This is a genomic window from Companilactobacillus insicii, assembly GCF_003946015.1.
Lineage (GTDB): Bacteria > Bacillota > Bacilli > Lactobacillales > Lactobacillaceae > Companilactobacillus > Companilactobacillus insicii.
The window spans coordinates 53,683-73,260 of the sequence record NZ_RHNU01000004.1 but is presented as its reverse complement, the minus strand read 5'-3'; the positions used below and the strand labels follow the sequence as shown (position 1 = coordinate 73,260).

The following is a 19,578-nucleotide window of genomic DNA, read 5'->3' as shown; positions in this document are numbered from 1 at the left end:
TCCCAGCCTGTTAAAATAATGAGGTTGTGACATTGTGTCCAGCCTCATTTTATTTTGTAAAAAATCGGAGGAAATCTAAAAATGGAATGGAATTTACCAAACAAACTTACTATGTTCCGTATTATCTTGATCCCTATCTTTATTATTTTATTGGCATTTAGTTGGCAAAGCATGGGGGATATTTATGTTGCTAACGACCTTATTCCTGTTAATCATGTTTTAGCAACTGTTGTATTTATCGTTGCATCATTAACTGATTTGGCTGATGGAAAGATTGCTCGTGCAAATCATATTGTTACTAATTTCGGTAAATTTGCTGATCCACTAGCTGATAAAATGCTAGTTATGACAGCATTTATTTTCCTAGTAGAGTTAAAGATGGCTCCAGCTTGGGTTATTGCAATTATTGTTTGTCGTGAATTAGCTGTTACAGGATTGAGAATGCTTGTCCTAGAGCAAGGTGGCAAAGTTATGGCTGCCCAAATGCCAGGTAAGATCAAAACTACTACACAAATGTTAGCTATTATTTTATTGTTACTGCATAATATATTCTTCTCTGCAATTAATATTCCTATGGGTGAGATCTTCCTATACATTTGTCTATTCTTTACTTTGTACTCTGGTGCAGATTACTTTATTCAATCTAGAGACCTTTTCAAAAAATAAAACGTAATTTAGAAGTGAGGACAATGAAAAACGTAAAAACTTTTGCTCAATTTCGTGAAATAATAGAATCCGCTGATTTTGAATCTGGAATTCCAGAAGACTTTAAATCAATTTCAGAAGATACAGTTAAACAGCTCCAAAAGCTGAATCTAAGAATATCAGCTGCTGAGAGTTTGACCGCAGGGATGTTTCAGTCATCGATTGCTGATGTACCAGGTGCATCTAAGATCTTTGAAGGTGGTTTTGTAACGTACTCTGATGAATCTAAATCACAACTATTGCATATTAGTTCTGAAGTTATTCAGAGATGTACCGTCGTTGGTCCAACTGTAGCTCAGGCTATGGCAGAGAATACTGCGAAGATTGTTGGTGCGGATATTGGTGTAGGTTTAACCGGTGTTGCTGGTCCAGACCCACTCGAAGGTAGTCCGGTAGGAACCGTCTTTATTGGTGTCTATGACAAGAACGAAGATTCTGGTGTTGCTAGAGAATTTCATTTTGAGGGTTCAAGACAGGCAGTACGTTTAAAGTCTGTTATTACAGCGTTTGTTCTCGTACAAAGACTCATTCATCAATAATTATTTTTTATTACAAACATTTGTTCGCTTTTTTCTTGCTTTTTTGAATAATTACTAATAAGATACTAATGATGAATGCATTAGGAGGAAAACAATTTGGCTAAAGATGAACGACAAAAAGCACTAGATGTTGCCTTAAAGAAAATCGAAAAGGATTTTGGTAAAGGTGCCATCATGCGAATGGGTGACGATTTGAACACCCAAATTTCGACTGTATCAAGTGGTTCTTTAGCATTGGATAATGCTTTAGGCGTGGGTGGATTTCCACGTGGTAGAATTGTTGAAATTTATGGACCTGAAAGTTCAGGTAAAACAACCGTCGCACTTCACGCTGTTGCGGAAGTACAAAAAGAAGGCGGTACAGCAGCTTATATTGATGCTGAGAATGCGATGGACCCTGCCTATGCCACAGCATTAGGTGTTAATATTGATGACTTACTGTTGTCTCAACCTGATACTGGTGAACAAGGTTTAGAGATTGCTGATGCCTTGGTATCGAGTGGTGCTGTTGATATCGTTGTTGTTGACTCTGTTGCTGCCTTAGTTCCACGTGCTGAAATAGAAGGTGACATGGGTGATGCACACGTTGGTTTGCAAGCTCGTTTGATGTCACAAGCTTTGCGTAAGCTATCTGGTTCAATAAATAAGACAAAGACAATTGCTTTGTTTATTAACCAGATTCGTGAAAAAGTTGGTATCATGTTTGGTAATCCTGAAACGACTCCAGGTGGTCGTGCTTTGAAGTTCTATTCAACTATTCGTCTAGAAGTACGTCGTGCAGAACAAATTAAAGACGGTTCTGATGTTATTGGTAATAGAACTAAGATCAAAGTAGTTAAGAATAAAGTTGCTCCACCATTTAAAGTAGCTTTAGTTGATATTATGTACGGTAAGGGTATTTCACAAACCGGTGAATTGGTTGATATGGCCGTTGAAAAGGACATTATCAATAAGGCCGGTTCATGGTACTCGTACAATGATGAACGTATCGGGCAAGGTCGTGAGAATGCTAAGACTTACTTACAAGAGAATCCTGATAAGATGGCAGAGATTCGTCAGTTAGTACGTGATGCTTACAATATGGATGGCAAGTCCGATGATGATAATAAAGATACTGATGAAAAAGATTCCAAAGAAAAAGATACAAAAAAAGATAAAGAAAATACGTCTAAAACAGCGAGTACAGAACTAGATTTGGGTACTCCTGAAGAAAAAGAGACCAAATAGGTCTCTTTTTTGCTTTTTATTTGGTTGACAGAGGATATTTATTCTATAATATAAACGTTGTATGTAAAAATTCTGTAATAATTGCTTTTACAAACAAATAAATAATTACCGATTTGGAGGTGATGGCATGTATCATGCTATCGTAACCTTCTCTTTCGCGTTAATAACATTAATTGTAGGTATCTTTTTCGGATATGCATTCTGTAAAGATGCCTATGAAAAAAAACTTTCACAAGCTAAACAAACAGCTGATGATATCGTTGAAAATGCTAAAAAGGCAGCTAAATCTCTAAAAAAAGAGACACTGCTTGAAGCAAAAGATGAAATTCATAAGTATCGTGAAGAGCAAGAGAATGATTTAAAGGAACGTCGTAGAGATGTTCAGAAACAAGAAAATCGTGCTCTTGAACGCCAAGATATTTTGGATCGAAAAGACCAATCGCTTGAAAAGCGTGAGGAAAATATCGAAAAGAACGAGAATCATATTGCTGCTAGTCAACATAAGCTTGATGAAAAAGACAAACAATTGACTGCAACTCTTGAAGAACAAAAGGCGGAATTAACTAGGGTAAGTAACTTAACTCGTGATCAAGCGAGAAAGATTATTCTAGGTAATTTGAATAAAGAGTTAACACATGAACGTGCTACGATGATTAATGACAGTAATGAACAGGCAAAACAATATGCTGATAAGGAAGCAAAAGCATTGATTGTTGCCGCTATTCAAAGAAGTGCCGCAGATACCGTATCAGAGTCTACCGTTACAACCGTTTCATTACCAAATGAAGACATGAAGGGTAGAATTATCGGTCGTGAGGGTAGAAATATTCGTACGATTGAAGCCCTAACAGGAATTGATTTGATTATTGATGATACTCCTGAGGCAGTTGCTCTTAGTGGATATGATCCAATTAGAAGAGAAATTGCCCGTATGGCTTTGGAGAAGTTGATTGAAGATGGACGAATTCATCCAGCTCGTATCGAAGAAATGGTTGATAAAGCTAGAAAAGAAATGGATGATCACATCCGTGAAATTGGTGAACAAACTATTTATAGTTTGGGTATCAGTTCGATTAATCCTGATTTAATCAAGATTATTGGACGTATGCAATATCGTACAAGTTATGGTCAAAATGTTTTGAGTCACTCAATAGAAGTTGCTAAATTATCCGCCGTAATGGCAGCTGAATTGGGTGAAGATGTTATGATGGCAAAACGAGCAGGTTTATTACACGATATAGGTAAAGCTATTGATCGTGAAGTTGACGGATCACATGTAGAAATAGGTGTGGATATCGCAACTAAGTATAAAGAACCAGAAGTAGTCGTTAATACGATTGCTTCACATCATGGCGATGTTGAACCAACGTCTCTGATTGCAACTATCGTTGCTGCAGCTGATGCTATTTCAGCCGCAAGACCTGGTGCTAGATCAGAGTCAATGGAGAATTATATTCACCGTCTAGAAAAACTAGAAGAAATTGCTAACAAGCATGATGGGGTTGATCATTGTTATGCTATCCAAGCAGGTCATGAGATTCGTGTCATGGTTAAGCCTGAAGAGATATCTGATGATCAAGCAGCAATTCTTTCACGTGATATTAAAAACGAAATTGAAGATAATCTTGAATACCCTGGACATATTAAAGTTACAGTCGTACGTGAGGTTAGAAAAGTTGAATTAGCCAAATAAGGGATTATGGAAGTTTAACTTCGGTAGATTTTATTTGGAGGGGGATCGTAACTTAGATGAGTTGCGGTCTTTTTTTTAATTAGGTTTTAGTATTTAACACAATTATTGTATAATTGAAATATTATGAGAAAGTGAGTTTCGGGGGTAATCCATGTATGTTTAATGTAATTGTATATTTGTTTTTGACAATGATATTGTCAGCGGTAATAACTCCCTTTGTAATTAAACTTGCTTACATTTTGGGTGCCGTAGATAGTCCTAATGCTCGCCGTGTTAATAAGAAGCCAATGCCTACTATGGGTGGATTGGCCATTTTTATTGCTTTCACGTTCTCAACTTTTGTATTGTTGAGAAATCAGTTCCCTAGTCATGAACTGTTCAGTGTTTTCTTGGCTGAATGTATTATAATTCTGACCGGAATAATTGATGATATTAGAGAATTATCTCCAAAGGCAAAAATGGCAGGTATCTTCGCCGCTGCTTTAGTAATATACTTCCTGGCCGGTATTAAGATGAATGAGATTGTTTTACCGATCTTTGGGTCATTTAATCTAGGTTGGTGGAGTTTCCCAATAACCATCATTTGGATTCTAGCCATTACTAATGCGGTTAATTTAATTGATGGATTAGATGGTTTAGCCACTGGTGTTTCGATAATTGCACTTTTCACCATGGGAATCGTCGGTTACTTCTTCTTAAATATAACTAACGTTTATGTATCAATTTGGATCTTTGCTTTGGTAGCTTCTCTGATGGGATTCCTACCACATAATTTCCATCCTGCAAGTATCTTTTTAGGTGATACTGGCGCATTATTCATAGGTTTTATGATTGCTGTATTTTCACTTAAGGGATTGAAGAATGTTACATTTATTACTATGCTGATTCCAGTCGTTATATTAGGTGTTCCAATTACTGATACTGTTTATGCGATGTTAAGAAGATTCTTGAATAAGAAGCCAATAACTCAAGCAGATAAGCATCACTTGCATCATAGATTAATGCAATTAGGTTTATCGCATAGACAAACAGTTTTAGTTATTTATGGTTTATCATTAGTTTTCGCATTTATTTCATTGTTGTACCCACTTTCAAGTCTGTGGGGTAGCGTTTTACTGACAATAGGCGTATTGATAGGTTTGGAATTGTTTGTTGAATCAATTGGTCTGATAGGCGACAATCGACAACCTTTATTACGAGCTATTCAAAAATTTGTTAAGAGATTAGAAAAGAAAGACTAAATAGAGCTGACAATCCAGTTTGGGTTGTCAGCTCTATTGCTTTTAAAGAGATATTTAAATTGCAACTTGCTTGTAGACTTGGTCGCTTTTTTTAAATTTTATTTGATTTTGGAATTGATTAGTTATGTCTTGGGTAATTTCATTGTGATTTTCTAGATCTAAAAATATTTCACAACTAACATCAGTTGAAAAAGACTTATTTTCTAAGGTTATTTTTTCATTTTTAGCATAATTTTCGAATTTATCATACAAGTGATATGGAATGGTTAAATCATATCCTTGTTGAAGTCGATTTTCGACTAGGCCAATTTCTTTGATAGCGTCAGCTGTTGTTGATGAGTAAGCACGTATCAAGCCTCCTGCCCCTAGCTTAATACCACCAAAGTATCTGGTGACAACAACCGTGACATTTTTTAAGTTATTTTGTTGCAGTACGTTTAAAATTGGAGAACCAGCTGTTCCACTTGGTTCACCATCGTCTGACATGCGTTCAATTTCAATGTTTTCTAAAACGATAAACGCAGTGCAGTTATGAGTAGCTCCAGATTCTTGCTCTCGAATTTTCTGAATAAATTGATTTGCTTCTTCTTCAGTTGAGGTTTGGGATATATGAGCAATGAATCGGGACTTTTTAATATCCTTCTCAAAGCTAGCTGTTTTAGCAATTGTTTTGTAATTTTGCAAAAAATTAACTTCCTTTCGTAATTTAGTATATGAATAATTTAAATATGTACTTAGGTGGTCGAATATTTAATTCGGCAAGTTTGTCTGATGAAGAAATCAACTTTTTAATGAATATAGGTTGTAAGCGCAAGCCAGGAATAGTTGCTGGTAAATGTCAAAGATGTTTGATGACAATTGATATGAAAAATATTAAATCAAAAAGTAATTATTGTCGAAGTTGTATCAATCTTGGAAAAGTATCTGAGAATGATGAGCTGATAATAACCCCCTCAAACGTTCCCTTTGCTCCTGTGAATGATGCATTAGAGTGGAATGGTACATTAACAGTTATGCAGCAAAAAGCTTCAGAGGAGTTAATTAAGGCAAATAGTAATCATAAAGATCATTTGGTCTGGGCAGTAACAGGGGCTGGAAAAACAGAGATGATATTTCCATTAATAAATCAGGTAATTTCAAAAAGTGAACGAGTCGCTATTTGCTCACCTAGAATAGATGTCTGTATTGAATTGCATCCACGTATTCAAAAGGCCTTCCCAAATATTAGTTTGGGATTATTCCATGGTAGAAGTGAATCTCCTTACAGCTTTACCCAAGTGGTTTTAGCAACTGTACATCAATTGATTAAGTTTGAACGAGCTTTTGATGTGTTAATTATTGATGAGGTGGATTCTTATCCATTGGCAGGCAGTGAAATGCTCCATAAGGCAATTGAGAAGTCTGTTAAGGAAAATGGTCAAACTGTTTATTTGTCAGCAACACCGCCAAAAGAACTATTGAAAAAGGTTGATTCTAAAGATATTACCATTTCTAAATTATATCAAAGATTTCATGGTCATCCATTACCTGTACCTAAGTGTCACATGTTGTTTAAATCTAGTGATTATAAAAAAATAAATCCAAGATTAAGATGGAAAATAAAAGAATTGATAAATAATAACGAAAGATTCATGCTGTTTTTTCCTAAAATTCCACAAATGATGGAATTCTCTAATAATTTAAGGATTATTTTTCCAGATTTAAAATTTGTAGATGTTAGTTCCCGCGATGAAGAATGTTTAGATAAAGTTAGTAAGTTTAGATCTGGAGAAGTACAGGCAATACTGACGACGACTATTTTGGAACGTGGAGTAACCTTCAAACACATTACAGTAATTGTCATTGATGCTGATGCTGCCGAGTTTTCAAAGACATCGTTAATTCAAATAGCTGGTCGAGCTGGCCGAGACAAAACTTATCACGATGATGATGTTTATTTTTATTACCAAAGCTATAATCGCCAAATTAAGCAGTCGTGTTCAGAAATAAAATATCTTAATCGGTGGATAAAAGAATGAAGTGCTTAAATTGTAATAATTCTTTAGTTAATAATTGGTCATTGAAAGAGCTCTTTGGCATAGAAGAGATGATCCCAGATAATTTGTGTCAGTTTTGTAGAAGTCGATTAATAATATTGAGTGCAGAAAAGGGATGTTCTAGGTGTTTTAAAACTATTGATAATAATATTTGTCAGGATTGTTTGTTGTGGGAGAAAAAATATCAAATTATCAATTGTCATCAGTCATTGTTTGAGTATAATCGGTTCATACATAGTTATTTTAAAAACTATAAAAGGTATGGCGATATTTTATTAGCAGAGTTGTTTTTTAAAGACTTGTACAAATGGTCTAAGTATCATAAATTCGATTTAGTTACATATATTCCTGCAAGTAATGGGCATTTAAAAGAGCGTGGCTTTGATCCGGTATGGGAAATGTACCATGATGTGTTTGACTTAACGCCAATGTTAGTTAAATTGGATGCTGATAAGCCTCAAGCTCAGAAAAACCGCTATGAAAGACTTCAAACGCCTCAAACCTTTTATCTTCATTCAAATAATGTTGATATATCAACGAAAAACAGCATTTTAATATTGGATGATATTTATACAACTGGACGTACGATGATGCATGCAAGAAGTGCTCTCGAAATAGCCGGTTTTAAGAATATTTGTACTTTTTCATTATCTAGGTAGTGAAACCGTTGTCACATTCTCGTAAGAACTATATAATTAAATTGAAGAGTAGATACACTCTTTAATTTCCTATCGTCGGAAGGAGAGATTCTTATGTTAACAATTAATGTTCGTGGTGAAAATATCGAGGTAACACAATCAATTCGTGACTACGTTGAAAAAAGACTATCAAAAATGGAAAAATATTTCAGTGAAGACAGCAGCCCAATCGCTCATGTTAATTTGAAAACATATCCATCAAAGGGTACAAAAGTTGAAGTAACAATTCCACTTCCATACATGACTCTAAGAGCCGAAGAAATGAATGATGACATGTATGCTGGTGTTGACCTAGTAACCGATAAGCTTGAAAGACAAGTTAAGAAGTTTAAGACACGTGTAAATCGTAAGGGACGTGAACAAGGAAGTATCAAGGACATTCCTTTAGATGATGTTTCTGCAGAAGACGCAAAAGAAGACGAATCACAAATCGTTAGAACAAAACGTCTATCTCTAAAACCAATGGACGCTGAAGAAGCAGTTCTACAAATGGAAATGCTTGGACATGAATTCTTTATTTTCGAAGATGCTGAAACTAATGGTGCAAGCATCGTTTACAAACGTAATGACGGTAAGTATGGTTTGATTGAAACAAACGAATAGGAAATTCCGATTGCTAGGGCAGAAATGTCCTAGCTTTTTTTTATTGTAAAGTTGTGTAAAGTTTATGCAAATTACAACAAAAACATAAAATTATGGTGTATTATATTAACTCTGGAAGACTCTATAAAAATCCGAGTTTAAAACATTTAAAAAAAATGCTACTATTAAGAGTATGTTTAGTATTTAGGAGAGATTATTACATATGGCAAATCCATTAAGAAGATGGGTCGAAAGCGATAAAAGAGAAGTCAAACGTATGGGCAAGATTGCCGATAAGGTTGAAAGCTATGCTGATGAATACAGCAAACTTTCTGACGAAGAACTTCAAGCTAAGACTCCTGAATTTAAAGAAAGATTAGCGAATGGCGAAACATTGGATGACATTTTGCCTGAAGCCTTTGCTACAGCCCGTGAAGGTGCTAAGAGAGTTCTAGGACTCTTTCCATTTAGAGTTCAGATCATTGGTGGTATTACGCTTCATGAAGGTAACATCGCTGAAATGAAAACTGGTGAAGGTAAGACTTTGACTGCCACATTACCAGTTTATTTGAATGCCCTTGCTGGAAAAGGTGTTCATGTTGTTACAGTTAATGAGTACTTATCATCCCGTGATGCTAAGGAAATGGGTGAATTATACAACTGGTTAGGACTAAGTGTTGGTCTTAACGTTAACAGTTTGGATTCAGAAGAAAAGCGTGCCGCATATAATTGTGATATTACTTATTCAACTAATAGTGAGTTAGGTTTCGATTACTTACGTGACAACATGGTTGTTTATAAAGAACAAATGGTACAACGTCCTTTGCACTATGCCATCGTTGATGAGGTTGATTCAATTTTAATTGATGAGGCTAGAACACCGTTGATCATTTCTGGTGCTGCTGAAAAATCAACAGCTATGTATGTTCGTGCAGATAGATTCTCTAAGACTCTTGAAAAAGATGATTACAAGATTGACTGGCCTACAAAGTCAATTAGTTTAACAGAAACAGGTATTAGAAAGGCTGAAGATTACTTCGGCTTAGATAATTTATATGACATTGATAATACTGTTTTGAACCACCATTTGGATCAAGCCTTGCGTGCTAATTATATTATGACGCTTGATATTGATTATGTTGTTCAAGATGGCGAAGTTAAGATTGTTGATCAGTTTACTGGTCGTGTTATGGATGGTCGTCGTTATTCTGATGGATTGCACCAAGCTATTGAAGCTAAAGAGGGTGTTGAGATCCAAGATGAGACTAAGACAATGGCCAATATTACATACCAAAACTTCTTCCGTATGTACGATAAGTTGTCAGGTATGACTGGTACTGCTAAGACTGAAGCTGAAGAATTCAGAGAAATTTATAACATGGAAGTTATTTCCATTCCTACAAATAAGCCAGTTATCCGTGATGATAAGGAAGATGTTCTCTACCCAACATTGAAGAGCAAATTTGCTGCCGTTGTTAGAGATATCAAAGCTCGTCACGAAAAAGGTCAACCATTATTGGTTGGTACTGTTGCGGTTGAATCTTCAGAATATCTATCTAAGTTGTTAGATAAAGAAGGTATTCCACATGCTGTCTTGAATGCCAAGAACCACGCCAAGGAAGCTGAAATCGTTATGAATGCCGGACAACGTGGCGCTGTTACGATTGCTACTAATATGGCTGGTCGTGGTACTGATATTAAGCTTGGACCTGGCGTTAAAGAAGTTGGTGGTTTGTGTGTTCTTGGTACAGAACGTCATGAATCTCGTCGTATTGATAATCAGCTTCGTGGTAGATCTGGTCGTCAAGGTGACCCAGGTGTTACACAATTCTACATGTCACTTGAAGATGACTTGATGAAGCGTTTTGGTTCAGATAGAATCAAGCGTGTTCTTAAAGCATTGAAGATTGAAGACGATGACGCTGTTATTCAAAGTAAGATGATGACACGTCAAGTTGAATCTGCTCAAAAACGTGTTGAAGGTAATAACTACGATACTCGTAAGAATACTTTGCAATACGATGATGTCATGCGTGAACAACGTGAAGTTATCTATAAAGAAAGAATGGAAGTCATTACTGAAGATAAGGATCTTGACCGTGTTCTTCTACCTATGATTGAGCGTACTATTAAGGCACAAGTTGATGTACACACTCAAGGTAAGCAAGAAGAATGGGATCTTGATGCAATTGTTGACTTTGCTAAGTCAGCTTTAGTAAACGACAAAGATTTCAGTGTAGTTGATCTTCAATTGAAGTCAGCTGACGAAATTGTTAAGTACCTAATGGACTTTGTTAATAAGAACTACGAAGATAAGAAGAAACAACTTGGGGATCCATCACAAATGCTTGAATTCGAAAAAGTTGTTATTCTTAGAGTTGTTGATGAGCACTGGACTGATCATATTGATGCAATGGATCAATTACGTCAATCAATTGGTCTACGTGGTTATGGACAATTGAACCCACTTGTTGAATATCAAGAAGAAGGTTATCGTATGTTCGAAGAAATGGTTTCAGATATCGAATATGATGTAACCAGATTATTCATGAAGGCCGAAATTAGACAAAACATGGAAAGATAAATCGGCAGGCCATTTGGCCTGCTTTTTTTATAAAGGTGTAATTATGGAATTTGGAGAAATTAAAACTAAGATAAGTAACATTGAAAACAAAATCAGTCAATTCAGGGGGTCTCTTTGACTTAGACAGCCTGGAAGAATCGATTGCTGAGAATGAATCCAAAATGGCTGAGAATGGATTTTGGGATGATCATGATAGTGCTCAAGCTGTTATTGATGAAACAAATGATTTGAAAGATAAGTATGATAACTTCAAGCATTTGGATGAAGATCTTGAGAATTTGCAAGTGCTAGAGGAACTATATAATGATGATCCTGAAGATGATCTTCTAACTCAATTGGAAGATGATACAGCATCCTTAGAAGGTAAGATGAAGTCATATGAATTGAATATGCTTCTTTCAGAACAATATGATTCACATAATGCCATTTTGGAAATCCATCCAGGTGCTGGTGGAACAGAATCACAGGATTGGGGTTCAATGTTGTTACGTATGTATCAACGCTGGTCGGATCAACATGGATTTTCAGTGGAAATTGAAGATTATCAACCTGGTGATGAAGCTGGAATTAAAAGCGTCTCTATGATGATCAAAGGTAAAAATGCATATGGACTATTGAGATCTGAACGTGGAGTTCATAGATTAGTAAGAATTTCACCATTCGATTCAGCCGGAAGAAGACATACATCATTTGCTTCTGTCGATGTCATGCCTGAGCTTGATGATTCTATTAATGTTGAAATAAATGACGATGATTTGCGTGTTGATGTCTTCCGTTCATCAGGTGCTGGTGGCCAACATATTAATAAAACATCATCGGCTGTTAGAATTACTCATTTACCAACTGGAATTGTAGTTAGTTCACAGGCTCAACGTTCACAGCTTCAAAATAGACAAACGGCTATGAATATGTTAAAAGCTAAGTTGTACCAAAAAGAACAAGAAGAACAAGCCAAAAAGAACGCAGAAATAAAAGGTGAACAAATGGATATTGGATGGGGTTCACAGATTCGTTCTTATGTTTTCCATCCTTATACAATGGTAAAGGATCATCGTTCTAACTATGAAACCGGTAATGGTCAAGCTGTCATGGACGGTGATTTAGATCCGTTCATTTATGCGTACTTACAATGGAAACTTCAAGGGGAAAATCCAGAATAATATGCCAAAAAGAATTTTAGTTGTAGATGATGAAGCATCAATCTTAGAATTGATCGAGTATAACCTAACTGCTAAAGGTTATGACGTTGATAGTTCTACCAATGGTGAAGATGCACTTAATAAAATATTAATGGAAAAATTTGATTTAGTTTTGTTGGATCAGATGCTTCCTAAGATAAGTGGGATTGAGATTCTCAAAAGGGTCCGAGCTGATGGTAATGCAACTCCAGTAATATTTTTAACAGCAGTAGATGCTGAAGAAAATAAGATTGAAGGATTAATAAGTGGTGCTGATGACTATATTACTAAGCCATTCAGTGTCAAAGAATTACTAGCACGTATCGAAGTAGTATTGAGAAGAACGTCAGAATCAGATAAGACGCACTTTGCGCTTAATAAGGCAGCTAAAAGTTTGATGATCAACGGTGCTGAAATACCTTTAACTCGTAAAGAGTATCAATTATTAGAGTTCTTGTTAGACAATAAAGGAATAGTTGTTTCAAGAGACCAGATTTTTGATAATGTTTGGGGATTAAATTCTAATTCTCAATTGAGGATGGTTGATATTCAAATTAGTCATCTTCGTGATAAAATTGAAAAAGATACAAAAGATCCGCAAATAATTAAAACCGTACACGGATTCGGTTACGTCTTAGAGGTGTAATAATGGGGAAAAAATTAGGACCAACAATTGCAATCGCTATTTCTGTAATAGTATTTATAGTACTGTCAGTATTTGCCGATAATATCTTGGGTAATTCTCAAACTGATATGTTTGCGGAAGAAACCGTGTCTTATCGTGAATTAAAGAAGAATCATACACAGGAACAGGCGGCAAGATATTCCAGCCTTTCTTATGTGGATACAACAAAACGTGATAGTGGTTTAGAGAAGGGTGCGTATGATTTGATTCATCGTGGACGTTTAACACCCGGACAGAACTTTGTAACCAATAATACTTTTGGAACTCGTACGATGTATTATATGCATGGTTCAAATCATTATGTTGTCGCTAAGAAATACAAGCGATTGTGGAATCAAGATACATTTTCATTTGTAATGGTCGCATTTATTTACTTTGTCGTGACTGATTCCATGATTTTGTTCTTTTATCGTAAGCGCCAGATGTTGAGTAAAGATATCGAGAGTGTCACTGATAATCTGAAACGTGTTCGTAAGAATAAAGATATGGCATCTTTAATTCTATCTCCAGATGATGAATTGTATGATTTGGTCGAACAAACCAATGATATCAGCATGGATATTAATGAATTGAGGGATAATGCTAGATTACGTGAACGCCGTTTCAAGAGTTTGATTGGACATTTGCCAATCGGTGTAATGCTATTAAATTCTCAAGGTGAAGTGTTGATGCACAATCAAGCGATGGCTGGATTATTGGACGAAAATATTTCGAATGATATCCATCCATTTATTGAGGATGTTAAGACATATAGTTTAAGTAGAATGATTGAGCACACTTTACGAAAGAATAAGAACCACCATCGTGAGATTCAGTTAGTTGGTAATTCTCAAAAGTATGTTGATGCAAATGTTATTCGTCTAGTTCATTCTCGTGAAGATTTTGATCAGCAAGTATTAGTTATTCTTTATGATCTGACTGAAAGTCGTCGATTTGAACAGATGCAAGTAGATTTTGTTAATAATGTGAGTCATGAGTTAAAGACTCCAATAACTTCTATCGAAGGTTTCTCAGAAACATTGCTTAATGGTGCAAAAGATGACCCTGAAAAACTCGATCATTTCTTACACATTATTAATGATGAGAGTGTCAGGTTGACAGAGTTGATTCAAGATATTTTGTCACTTTCAAAAGTTAAAAAGGATAACGATCAAACTCAATTAGTTAATATGCAAGAAGACATAAGTAAGATTATTGATAGTTTAGCCATTCCAATTAAGAAACATGGAATTACCATCAATAAGAAGTTCTTCGGTAATGAGAATATAACTATTAATAAAGAGAAAATTGATTTGGTTATTGGTAACTTAATTAAGAATGCTATTTCCTATAACAAGGAAAATGGCAAAATTTCAATGGAATTCCATCATGATGAAATTGAAAATAGAATTAAGTTTGTCATTGAAGATACTGGTATAGGTATTTCAGAAGATGACCAAAACCGAGTTTTTGAAAGATTTTATCGTGTTGATAAGTCAAGAAGTTTGGAAACTGGCGGTACTGGTTTAGGACTTGCAATCGTTAAAGAAACTATTGATACATTAAATGGTACAATTGCGGTTGAATCTCATATGGGATTAGGTTCTAAGTTTACGGTTGATATTCCATTATAATTACAAGATAAAGTAGGATTCCGTTTTGGAATTCTGCTTTTTTTGTAATCAAAACGTAACCTCAAAAAGGGTTCGCAGAAATACAAATCTAAGTTATAGTTGTTAGGTAGAAATTTTTGAAAAAAGGGAGAATTGTATGTCTAAGGGGAAAAAGATTTGGCTTTTCAGTATTTTATCCGTCTTCTTTGGAATGTTGTTCATTGGAGCAAACAATACTGAAGCTAAAGCTGGGGTAAATGATTATATAATTTCGAATAAGATTCAACCAGCTACGATCCAATATCGTGAAGGTACTTTTAATGAGTGGTTTGGTTATGAAAATGGTGTCGGCAAACCAGAAGGTGTCGTTGTTCATGAAACAGCTACTCCTGGTGTTAATGCTGAGCAGTTTGTTACGAGCTTTAATAATAACTGGAAGACACAGCAAACCTATGTACATGCTTTTACAGATGATAAAGAAACAATTAATATTCATAGTGCTGATTATGGTGTTTGGGGTGCCGGCCCAACTGCTAATAATAAATATATCCAGATTGAGCTTTGTCGTGTAAATGGATATGACGCCTTCGCACATTCGATTGCAAATGATGCATTTTATGTGGCATCTAAATTAATTCAATATGGCTTACCAGATATTCCTGGTCAAACAGTTCTATCTCACCATCAGGTAAGTTTGATGTATCATGAGACAACACACGTTGATCCAGATACATACTTTGCTGCTCAAGGTTATAGTATGGATGAAATGAATGCTATGATCTCATATTATTATAATAACTTGAAGAGTTATGGCAATGTATATGGTGGTAATGGTAATACTGGATCAAATACAAATGTCCTTCGTGTAAACAATCCAAATGGTGACTACGTTCCAATTATGGCATTGAGATCTGATGGTACATTTGCTCGTGTTACAAATCGTGCTTTGATGAATAATACAGATTGGCAAACTGATAAGACCACCGAATCAAATGGTGTTAAATATCGTCGTGTTGCTACTAATGAATGGGTTGATACTACATACGTTATTTAGTTAAAAATATTTTGAAAAGAGAGCATCCTTTTTATGGATGCTCTCTTTTTTGCTTGTATATCAGCTTTTAAAACTATATTTTTTAAATAAAATGATTAAAATAGTAGAATATTAAAATTTTTTAGATAATTTCCTAAATGCCTAATATCAAAATATAAATATCATGTTATAGTATGTTTGATAAGATTTAATGACTGTTTATTAATAGCCATGCTAGGGGAGGGAAAAATATGACTAGTAAGGTAAAATTAATCAGATATACAATAATTATCCTAATTCAAGTTGTATTTTTGTCGATTTTATTTGCTTTTGATACTCAGATTGATAAGGCCAGTCTGATGTCAGAGATGCCTGCGGGTATGGATTATAATCAAGTTGATGAAGCACCAATTCGAGCCCCTGGTGATTACGGTGGACCGATTTTGAGGTGGACTAAGGGCATTTTTGCTTTAAGAAATAAAGACCTGAATGATGATAATGGCACTGTACCTCAGGACGCTACTAGATTACCATTGATTACTGGTAATGCTAATTCAGCGATTCCGTCATTTAATGGGTTTATTACTCAGAGTGGAGTTCAACCTGGTAATATTAGTTTTGGTAGTTCAAGCCCAAGTACAACTTTTCAGGGTGTTGCTTGGAGTAACAACTCTAGTATGCTTGACTTGACTAGTAATCAAACATACTCTATGTGGATAGCAACAACTGATAAGGATATAGATGGTGGTTTTGCATTTGTCATTCAAAATGATAAGACTAAGGATCGTCAAGGTATTCAGGCGCTTTCTACTATAGATAACTTTGATGGTGGATATTCTCTTGCCGCACCGGAAACAATGGGGGTTTGGGCAAATGATCTTGGTTTATTCAGTCATGGCTCAGAGGCTATTCAAAATAGTTGGGCTTTAGAGATTGATAACACTGTTGATAATAGCGGTGGTGCAAATCATTCTTTTGATATGGGGCTTGATTCTGATAAGATGCATATTTCCACTGGTTTTCCTGGACAAGCAAAAAGTTATACGGCTCTTGGTATGAATGCATACAAACTTAATCATTCTGATCCTGACTATCATGTGTACGGTGGTGAAGGTCCAGGCTATTATTGGCATCACTTGACCATAATCTACAATCCAAATAAAGATGGTAAGACAGCTGATATAACTTATAAGTTTAATGATAAGTTGGAAGATGGTTCTAAGAATAAGAATACTGGAACCGAGACATTAACAAATCCGATTGAATCTACTGAAACTAAGACTATTAATCTTCAAAATACTTTTAATTTAGCTAGCGGTCAGACTAAAGTTCGTTGGGGATTAGTAGGTTATGGTGATAAGGGTAAAACGATTGTTAGTCTAGAATCGATTACTTCCTTTGTTGATGCAGATATCACTACCCAGACAATAGATAAAACACAGAATCGTACTTTGGATAGTGATAACAAATACGTTAATGCTGGGGATGAAATGGATCTTAGGTTTGATTTGAAATATAATTCTGGTAAGGAAAATTGGGATAAAATTTATGGCGTTATGGATATGCCTAAGAATTTAAGCTTCACTGGTGGAACGATAAATTACGCTGATGGAACCACTGAATCTATTTCAGCTAGCGAGATTAGTGACGGCAGTGTTAAACATGTTTTGAGTAAGGCTCTTGGTCCTGACAATAAGAGTGCCACAGTAGATATTTATGCTAATGCGATATCGTCAGTACCTCAAGAAACACCTGTGTCCGGAACACATGCAACGTTTAGAGGAGATACCTATGCAGGGGATGTTACTACTCAAGATTTTATTATTAGAAATCCCAAGTTGAATAGAAAGCTGAATATTTCTTCACCAACACCTAGCACAATTAATATTATGAAAACGGCTGATGCTACGATCGAAGGCAGTTTATCATATGATGATTCAACAGACTTTGACGATTACGGAGCTGACGTTTACGTTAATATCAATGGTACTGACCAGAAACCAGTAAATTTTGCCCCTGATAGTACTGGTAAAAAGATAACATTTGGTGAAGTATTATCCGGAGAGTCTTTGAATGAGGGTAAGAATACAGTGACGATTTATGCCAAGGATTCTTATGGAATGACTTCTGATAAGCTGATATTTACCATTAATGTCAGTGATAAGTATGCAAATTTGGTTACTGATTCTAAGTATTCATTTGGCGCAATAAATAGCGCTTATATTGGTACTGTTAAACGTAGCGGTGATTGGAATGTAAAAGTGAATACTGAAAATTCACCGTGGGAGTTGACTGCTTCTGCAAGCAAATTAACTGGTACAAATGGAGATAATTTCCCTGGTTCAATTATTTATAAGGATGGTAACTCCGTTCAGTCTATGCAAGATCAGAATGTAAGAATTGGTCAATCGATTGAACCCCAAACGGGAACAGTGGATATAACTAAGGACTACTGGAAAAATGATGAAAATGGAATTCTATTACAAGCAGATAATGGTAGTAAAACAAGCAATAATTACACTGGAGTAATTACGTGGACATTGACTGATGCTCCGGAAAGCAACTAGCTATTATAAAAAGACGTTTATCTCGTTAAACGTCTTTTTTGCTTGGAAATGTTTAATTTTTATTTATGAAATTTATAATTCATTGAATGTATATTTTCCGAATAGTAATCTGTGAAATAGATAACGTTATTTAGGGGGATATATATGAATAAAAAAGTGCTGTTAACGAGTGTTGCAGTTTTGAATACTGTCGCGGCTGTTGCTACACCAACCGTTGTTTCAGCTGCAAATATGAATCAACAATCAACTCAGCAATCAGCTGATAAAACAAATGATACTAATGTAATTGCTGGTCCAGAGGTAAAAAAGGCAGATCCTACAATTGCGCATTCTGCAGTAGTTCAAGCAGGAACTACAAATCCACTTCAACAAACTATTGTTGAATCATCTAATAATTATGTATCACCAGCTCAACAACAAGCGTTTTTAGCTCAAGCCGTCCCTATGGCTCAACAAGCAGCTGCAAAGTATAATGTTTATGCTTCAGTAATGCTTGCCCAAGCAATTATCGAAAGCGCATGGGGAACATCTGATTTAGCAACCATGGGTAATAATTTATTTGGAATGAAGGGTGATTATAACGGATCTTCCATCGACCTTCCTACTTCTGAATGGAGTGCTGACACAGGTTACTACTATATCGATGCATATTTTAGAAAGTATCCAAGTCTTTATGAATCATTCGCTGATAACGGAGATAAGATTCGTAACGGTGTTTCATGGGATGCTAAGTTTTATAGTGGCGCATGGAAAGAGAATACATCATCATATAAAGATGCTACTGCTTGGTTGCAAGGTAGATATGCTACTGAACCAACATATGCTTCAATTTTGAATAATATGATTCAAATTTATAATTTAACACAATATGACAACGGACAATCAGCCGTAAATAATGTAACTGATAATTCCACTGCTGCTGAAACAAATAGTAGCTCTAATGATGACTCAACTACAGGTACTGTTACTGTTAAGACAAGTCCATATGCTAGAATCAATGACAATAATGGCAAGCTTGTTGGTAACCGTGCACTTATGACTAATACTGATTGGTACTTTAATAAGAAGTCTACACATGCTGACGGTTCAGTTTGGTACCACGTTGCTACCAATGAATGGGTCAGTTCTAATGATGTAGTCCAAAAATAATATTATTTTGAAATGATTTCAAAAAACACTTTCTGAAAATGAAAGTGTTTTTTTTTGCCATTTTAAGAT

The 19,578-nt window shown here is 35.4% G+C and carries 16 protein-coding genes; 15 read left to right on the top strand and 1 reads right to left on the bottom strand.

Annotated features, from left to right (window positions below):
* Positions 1 to 81 precede the first annotated feature (81 nt).
* From pgsA to EKM79_RS02285, 5 genes are all read left to right on the top strand, one after another.
* Positions 82 to 666, top strand: a complete 585-nt coding sequence (pgsA, locus tag EKM79_RS02305; protein ID WP_125565527.1) for a CDP-diacylglycerol--glycerol-3-phosphate 3-phosphatidyltransferase — start codon at positions 82 to 84, stop codon at positions 664 to 666.
* 23 nt (positions 667 to 689) lie between these two features.
* The gene (locus EKM79_RS02300) at positions 690 to 1,244 is read left to right on the top strand and encodes a nicotinamide-nucleotide amidohydrolase family protein (RefSeq protein WP_125565526.1); all 555 of its coding nucleotides are present in this window, start codon (positions 690 to 692) and stop codon (positions 1,242 to 1,244) included.
* 96 nt (positions 1,245 to 1,340) lie between these two features.
* The gene (gene recA, locus EKM79_RS02295) at positions 1,341 to 2,471 is read left to right on the top strand and encodes a recombinase RecA (protein WP_125565525.1); all 1,131 of its coding nucleotides are present in this window, start codon (positions 1,341 to 1,343) and stop codon (positions 2,469 to 2,471) included.
* Between the two features lie 127 nt (positions 2,472 to 2,598).
* Positions 2,599 to 4,164, top strand: coding sequence for a ribonuclease Y (rny, locus tag EKM79_RS02290; RefSeq protein WP_125565524.1), 1,566 nt, complete (start codon positions 2,599 to 2,601; stop codon positions 4,162 to 4,164).
* A 155-nt stretch (positions 4,165 to 4,319) separates the two neighbouring features.
* The gene (locus EKM79_RS02285; protein WP_125565523.1) at positions 4,320 to 5,405 is read left to right on the top strand and encodes a glycosyltransferase family 4 protein; all 1,086 of its coding nucleotides are present in this window, start codon (positions 4,320 to 4,322) and stop codon (positions 5,403 to 5,405) included.
* A 54-nt stretch (positions 5,406 to 5,459) separates the two neighbouring features.
* On the opposite strand, the gene EKM79_RS02280 is transcribed toward EKM79_RS02285, so the two are convergent.
* Positions 5,460 to 6,089, bottom strand: a complete 630-nt coding sequence (locus EKM79_RS02280) for a YigZ family protein (RefSeq protein WP_125565522.1) — start codon at positions 6,087 to 6,089, stop codon at positions 5,460 to 5,462.
* 29 nt (positions 6,090 to 6,118) lie between these two features.
* On the opposite strand from EKM79_RS02280, the gene EKM79_RS02275 reads away from it, so the two are divergent.
* The 10 genes from EKM79_RS02275 to EKM79_RS12445 all read left to right on the top strand — a co-directional run bounded on the left by EKM79_RS02275 (position 6,119) and on the right by EKM79_RS12445 (position 19,509).
* A complete protein-coding gene (locus EKM79_RS02275) occupies positions 6,119 to 7,423 on the top strand; it encodes a DEAD/DEAH box helicase family protein (RefSeq protein ID WP_125565521.1) in 1,305 nt (434 codons plus the stop codon).
* The gene (locus EKM79_RS02270) at positions 7,420 to 8,100 is read left to right on the top strand and encodes a ComF family protein (protein ID WP_125565520.1); all 681 of its coding nucleotides are present in this window, start codon (positions 7,420 to 7,422) and stop codon (positions 8,098 to 8,100) included. Before EKM79_RS02275 ends, EKM79_RS02270 begins: the two co-directional genes overlap by 4 nt.
* 93 nt (positions 8,101 to 8,193) lie before the next feature.
* On the top strand, positions 8,194 to 8,742 hold the full coding sequence (gene hpf, locus EKM79_RS02265; protein ID WP_125565519.1) for a ribosome hibernation-promoting factor, HPF/YfiA family: 549 nt from the start codon (positions 8,194 to 8,196) through the stop codon (positions 8,740 to 8,742).
* 202 nt (positions 8,743 to 8,944) lie between these two features.
* Positions 8,945 to 11,305, top strand: coding sequence for a preprotein translocase subunit SecA (secA, locus tag EKM79_RS02260; protein WP_125565518.1), 2,361 nt, complete (start codon positions 8,945 to 8,947; stop codon positions 11,303 to 11,305).
* Between the two features lie 43 nt (positions 11,306 to 11,348).
* Positions 11,349 to 12,465 (top strand): peptide chain release factor 2 gene (gene prfB / locus EKM79_RS02255; RefSeq protein WP_246005600.1). Its coding sequence is split into 2 segments (ribosomal slippage): positions 11,349 to 11,420 and positions 11,422 to 12,465, totalling 1,116 coding nucleotides; the frame shifts between segments, so codons are not numbered across the junction.
* 1 nt (position 12,466) lies between these two features.
* Positions 12,467 to 13,129, top strand: a complete 663-nt coding sequence (locus tag EKM79_RS02250) for a response regulator transcription factor (protein ID WP_125565516.1) — start codon at positions 12,467 to 12,469, stop codon at positions 13,127 to 13,129.
* A gap of 2 nt (positions 13,130 to 13,131) precedes the next feature.
* A complete protein-coding gene (locus EKM79_RS02245) occupies positions 13,132 to 14,781 on the top strand; it encodes a sensor histidine kinase (protein WP_125565515.1) in 1,650 nt (549 codons plus the stop codon).
* A 136-nt stretch (positions 14,782 to 14,917) separates the two neighbouring features.
* Positions 14,918 to 15,814, top strand: coding sequence for a peptidoglycan recognition protein family protein (locus EKM79_RS02240; protein WP_125565514.1), 897 nt, complete (start codon positions 14,918 to 14,920; stop codon positions 15,812 to 15,814).
* Between the two features lie 230 nt (positions 15,815 to 16,044).
* Complete coding sequence (locus tag EKM79_RS02235) at positions 16,045 to 18,360, top strand: hypothetical protein (protein ID WP_125565513.1); 2,316 nt, start codon at positions 16,045 to 16,047, stop codon at positions 18,358 to 18,360.
* A gap of 144 nt (positions 18,361 to 18,504) precedes the next feature.
* Positions 18,505 to 19,509 carry a glucosaminidase domain-containing protein gene (locus tag EKM79_RS12445; RefSeq protein WP_125565512.1) on the top strand — a complete coding sequence of 335 codons (1,005 nt, stop codon included), beginning with the start codon at positions 18,505 to 18,507 and terminating at the stop codon, positions 19,507 to 19,509.
* Positions 19,510 to 19,578: the final 69 nt, after the last annotated feature.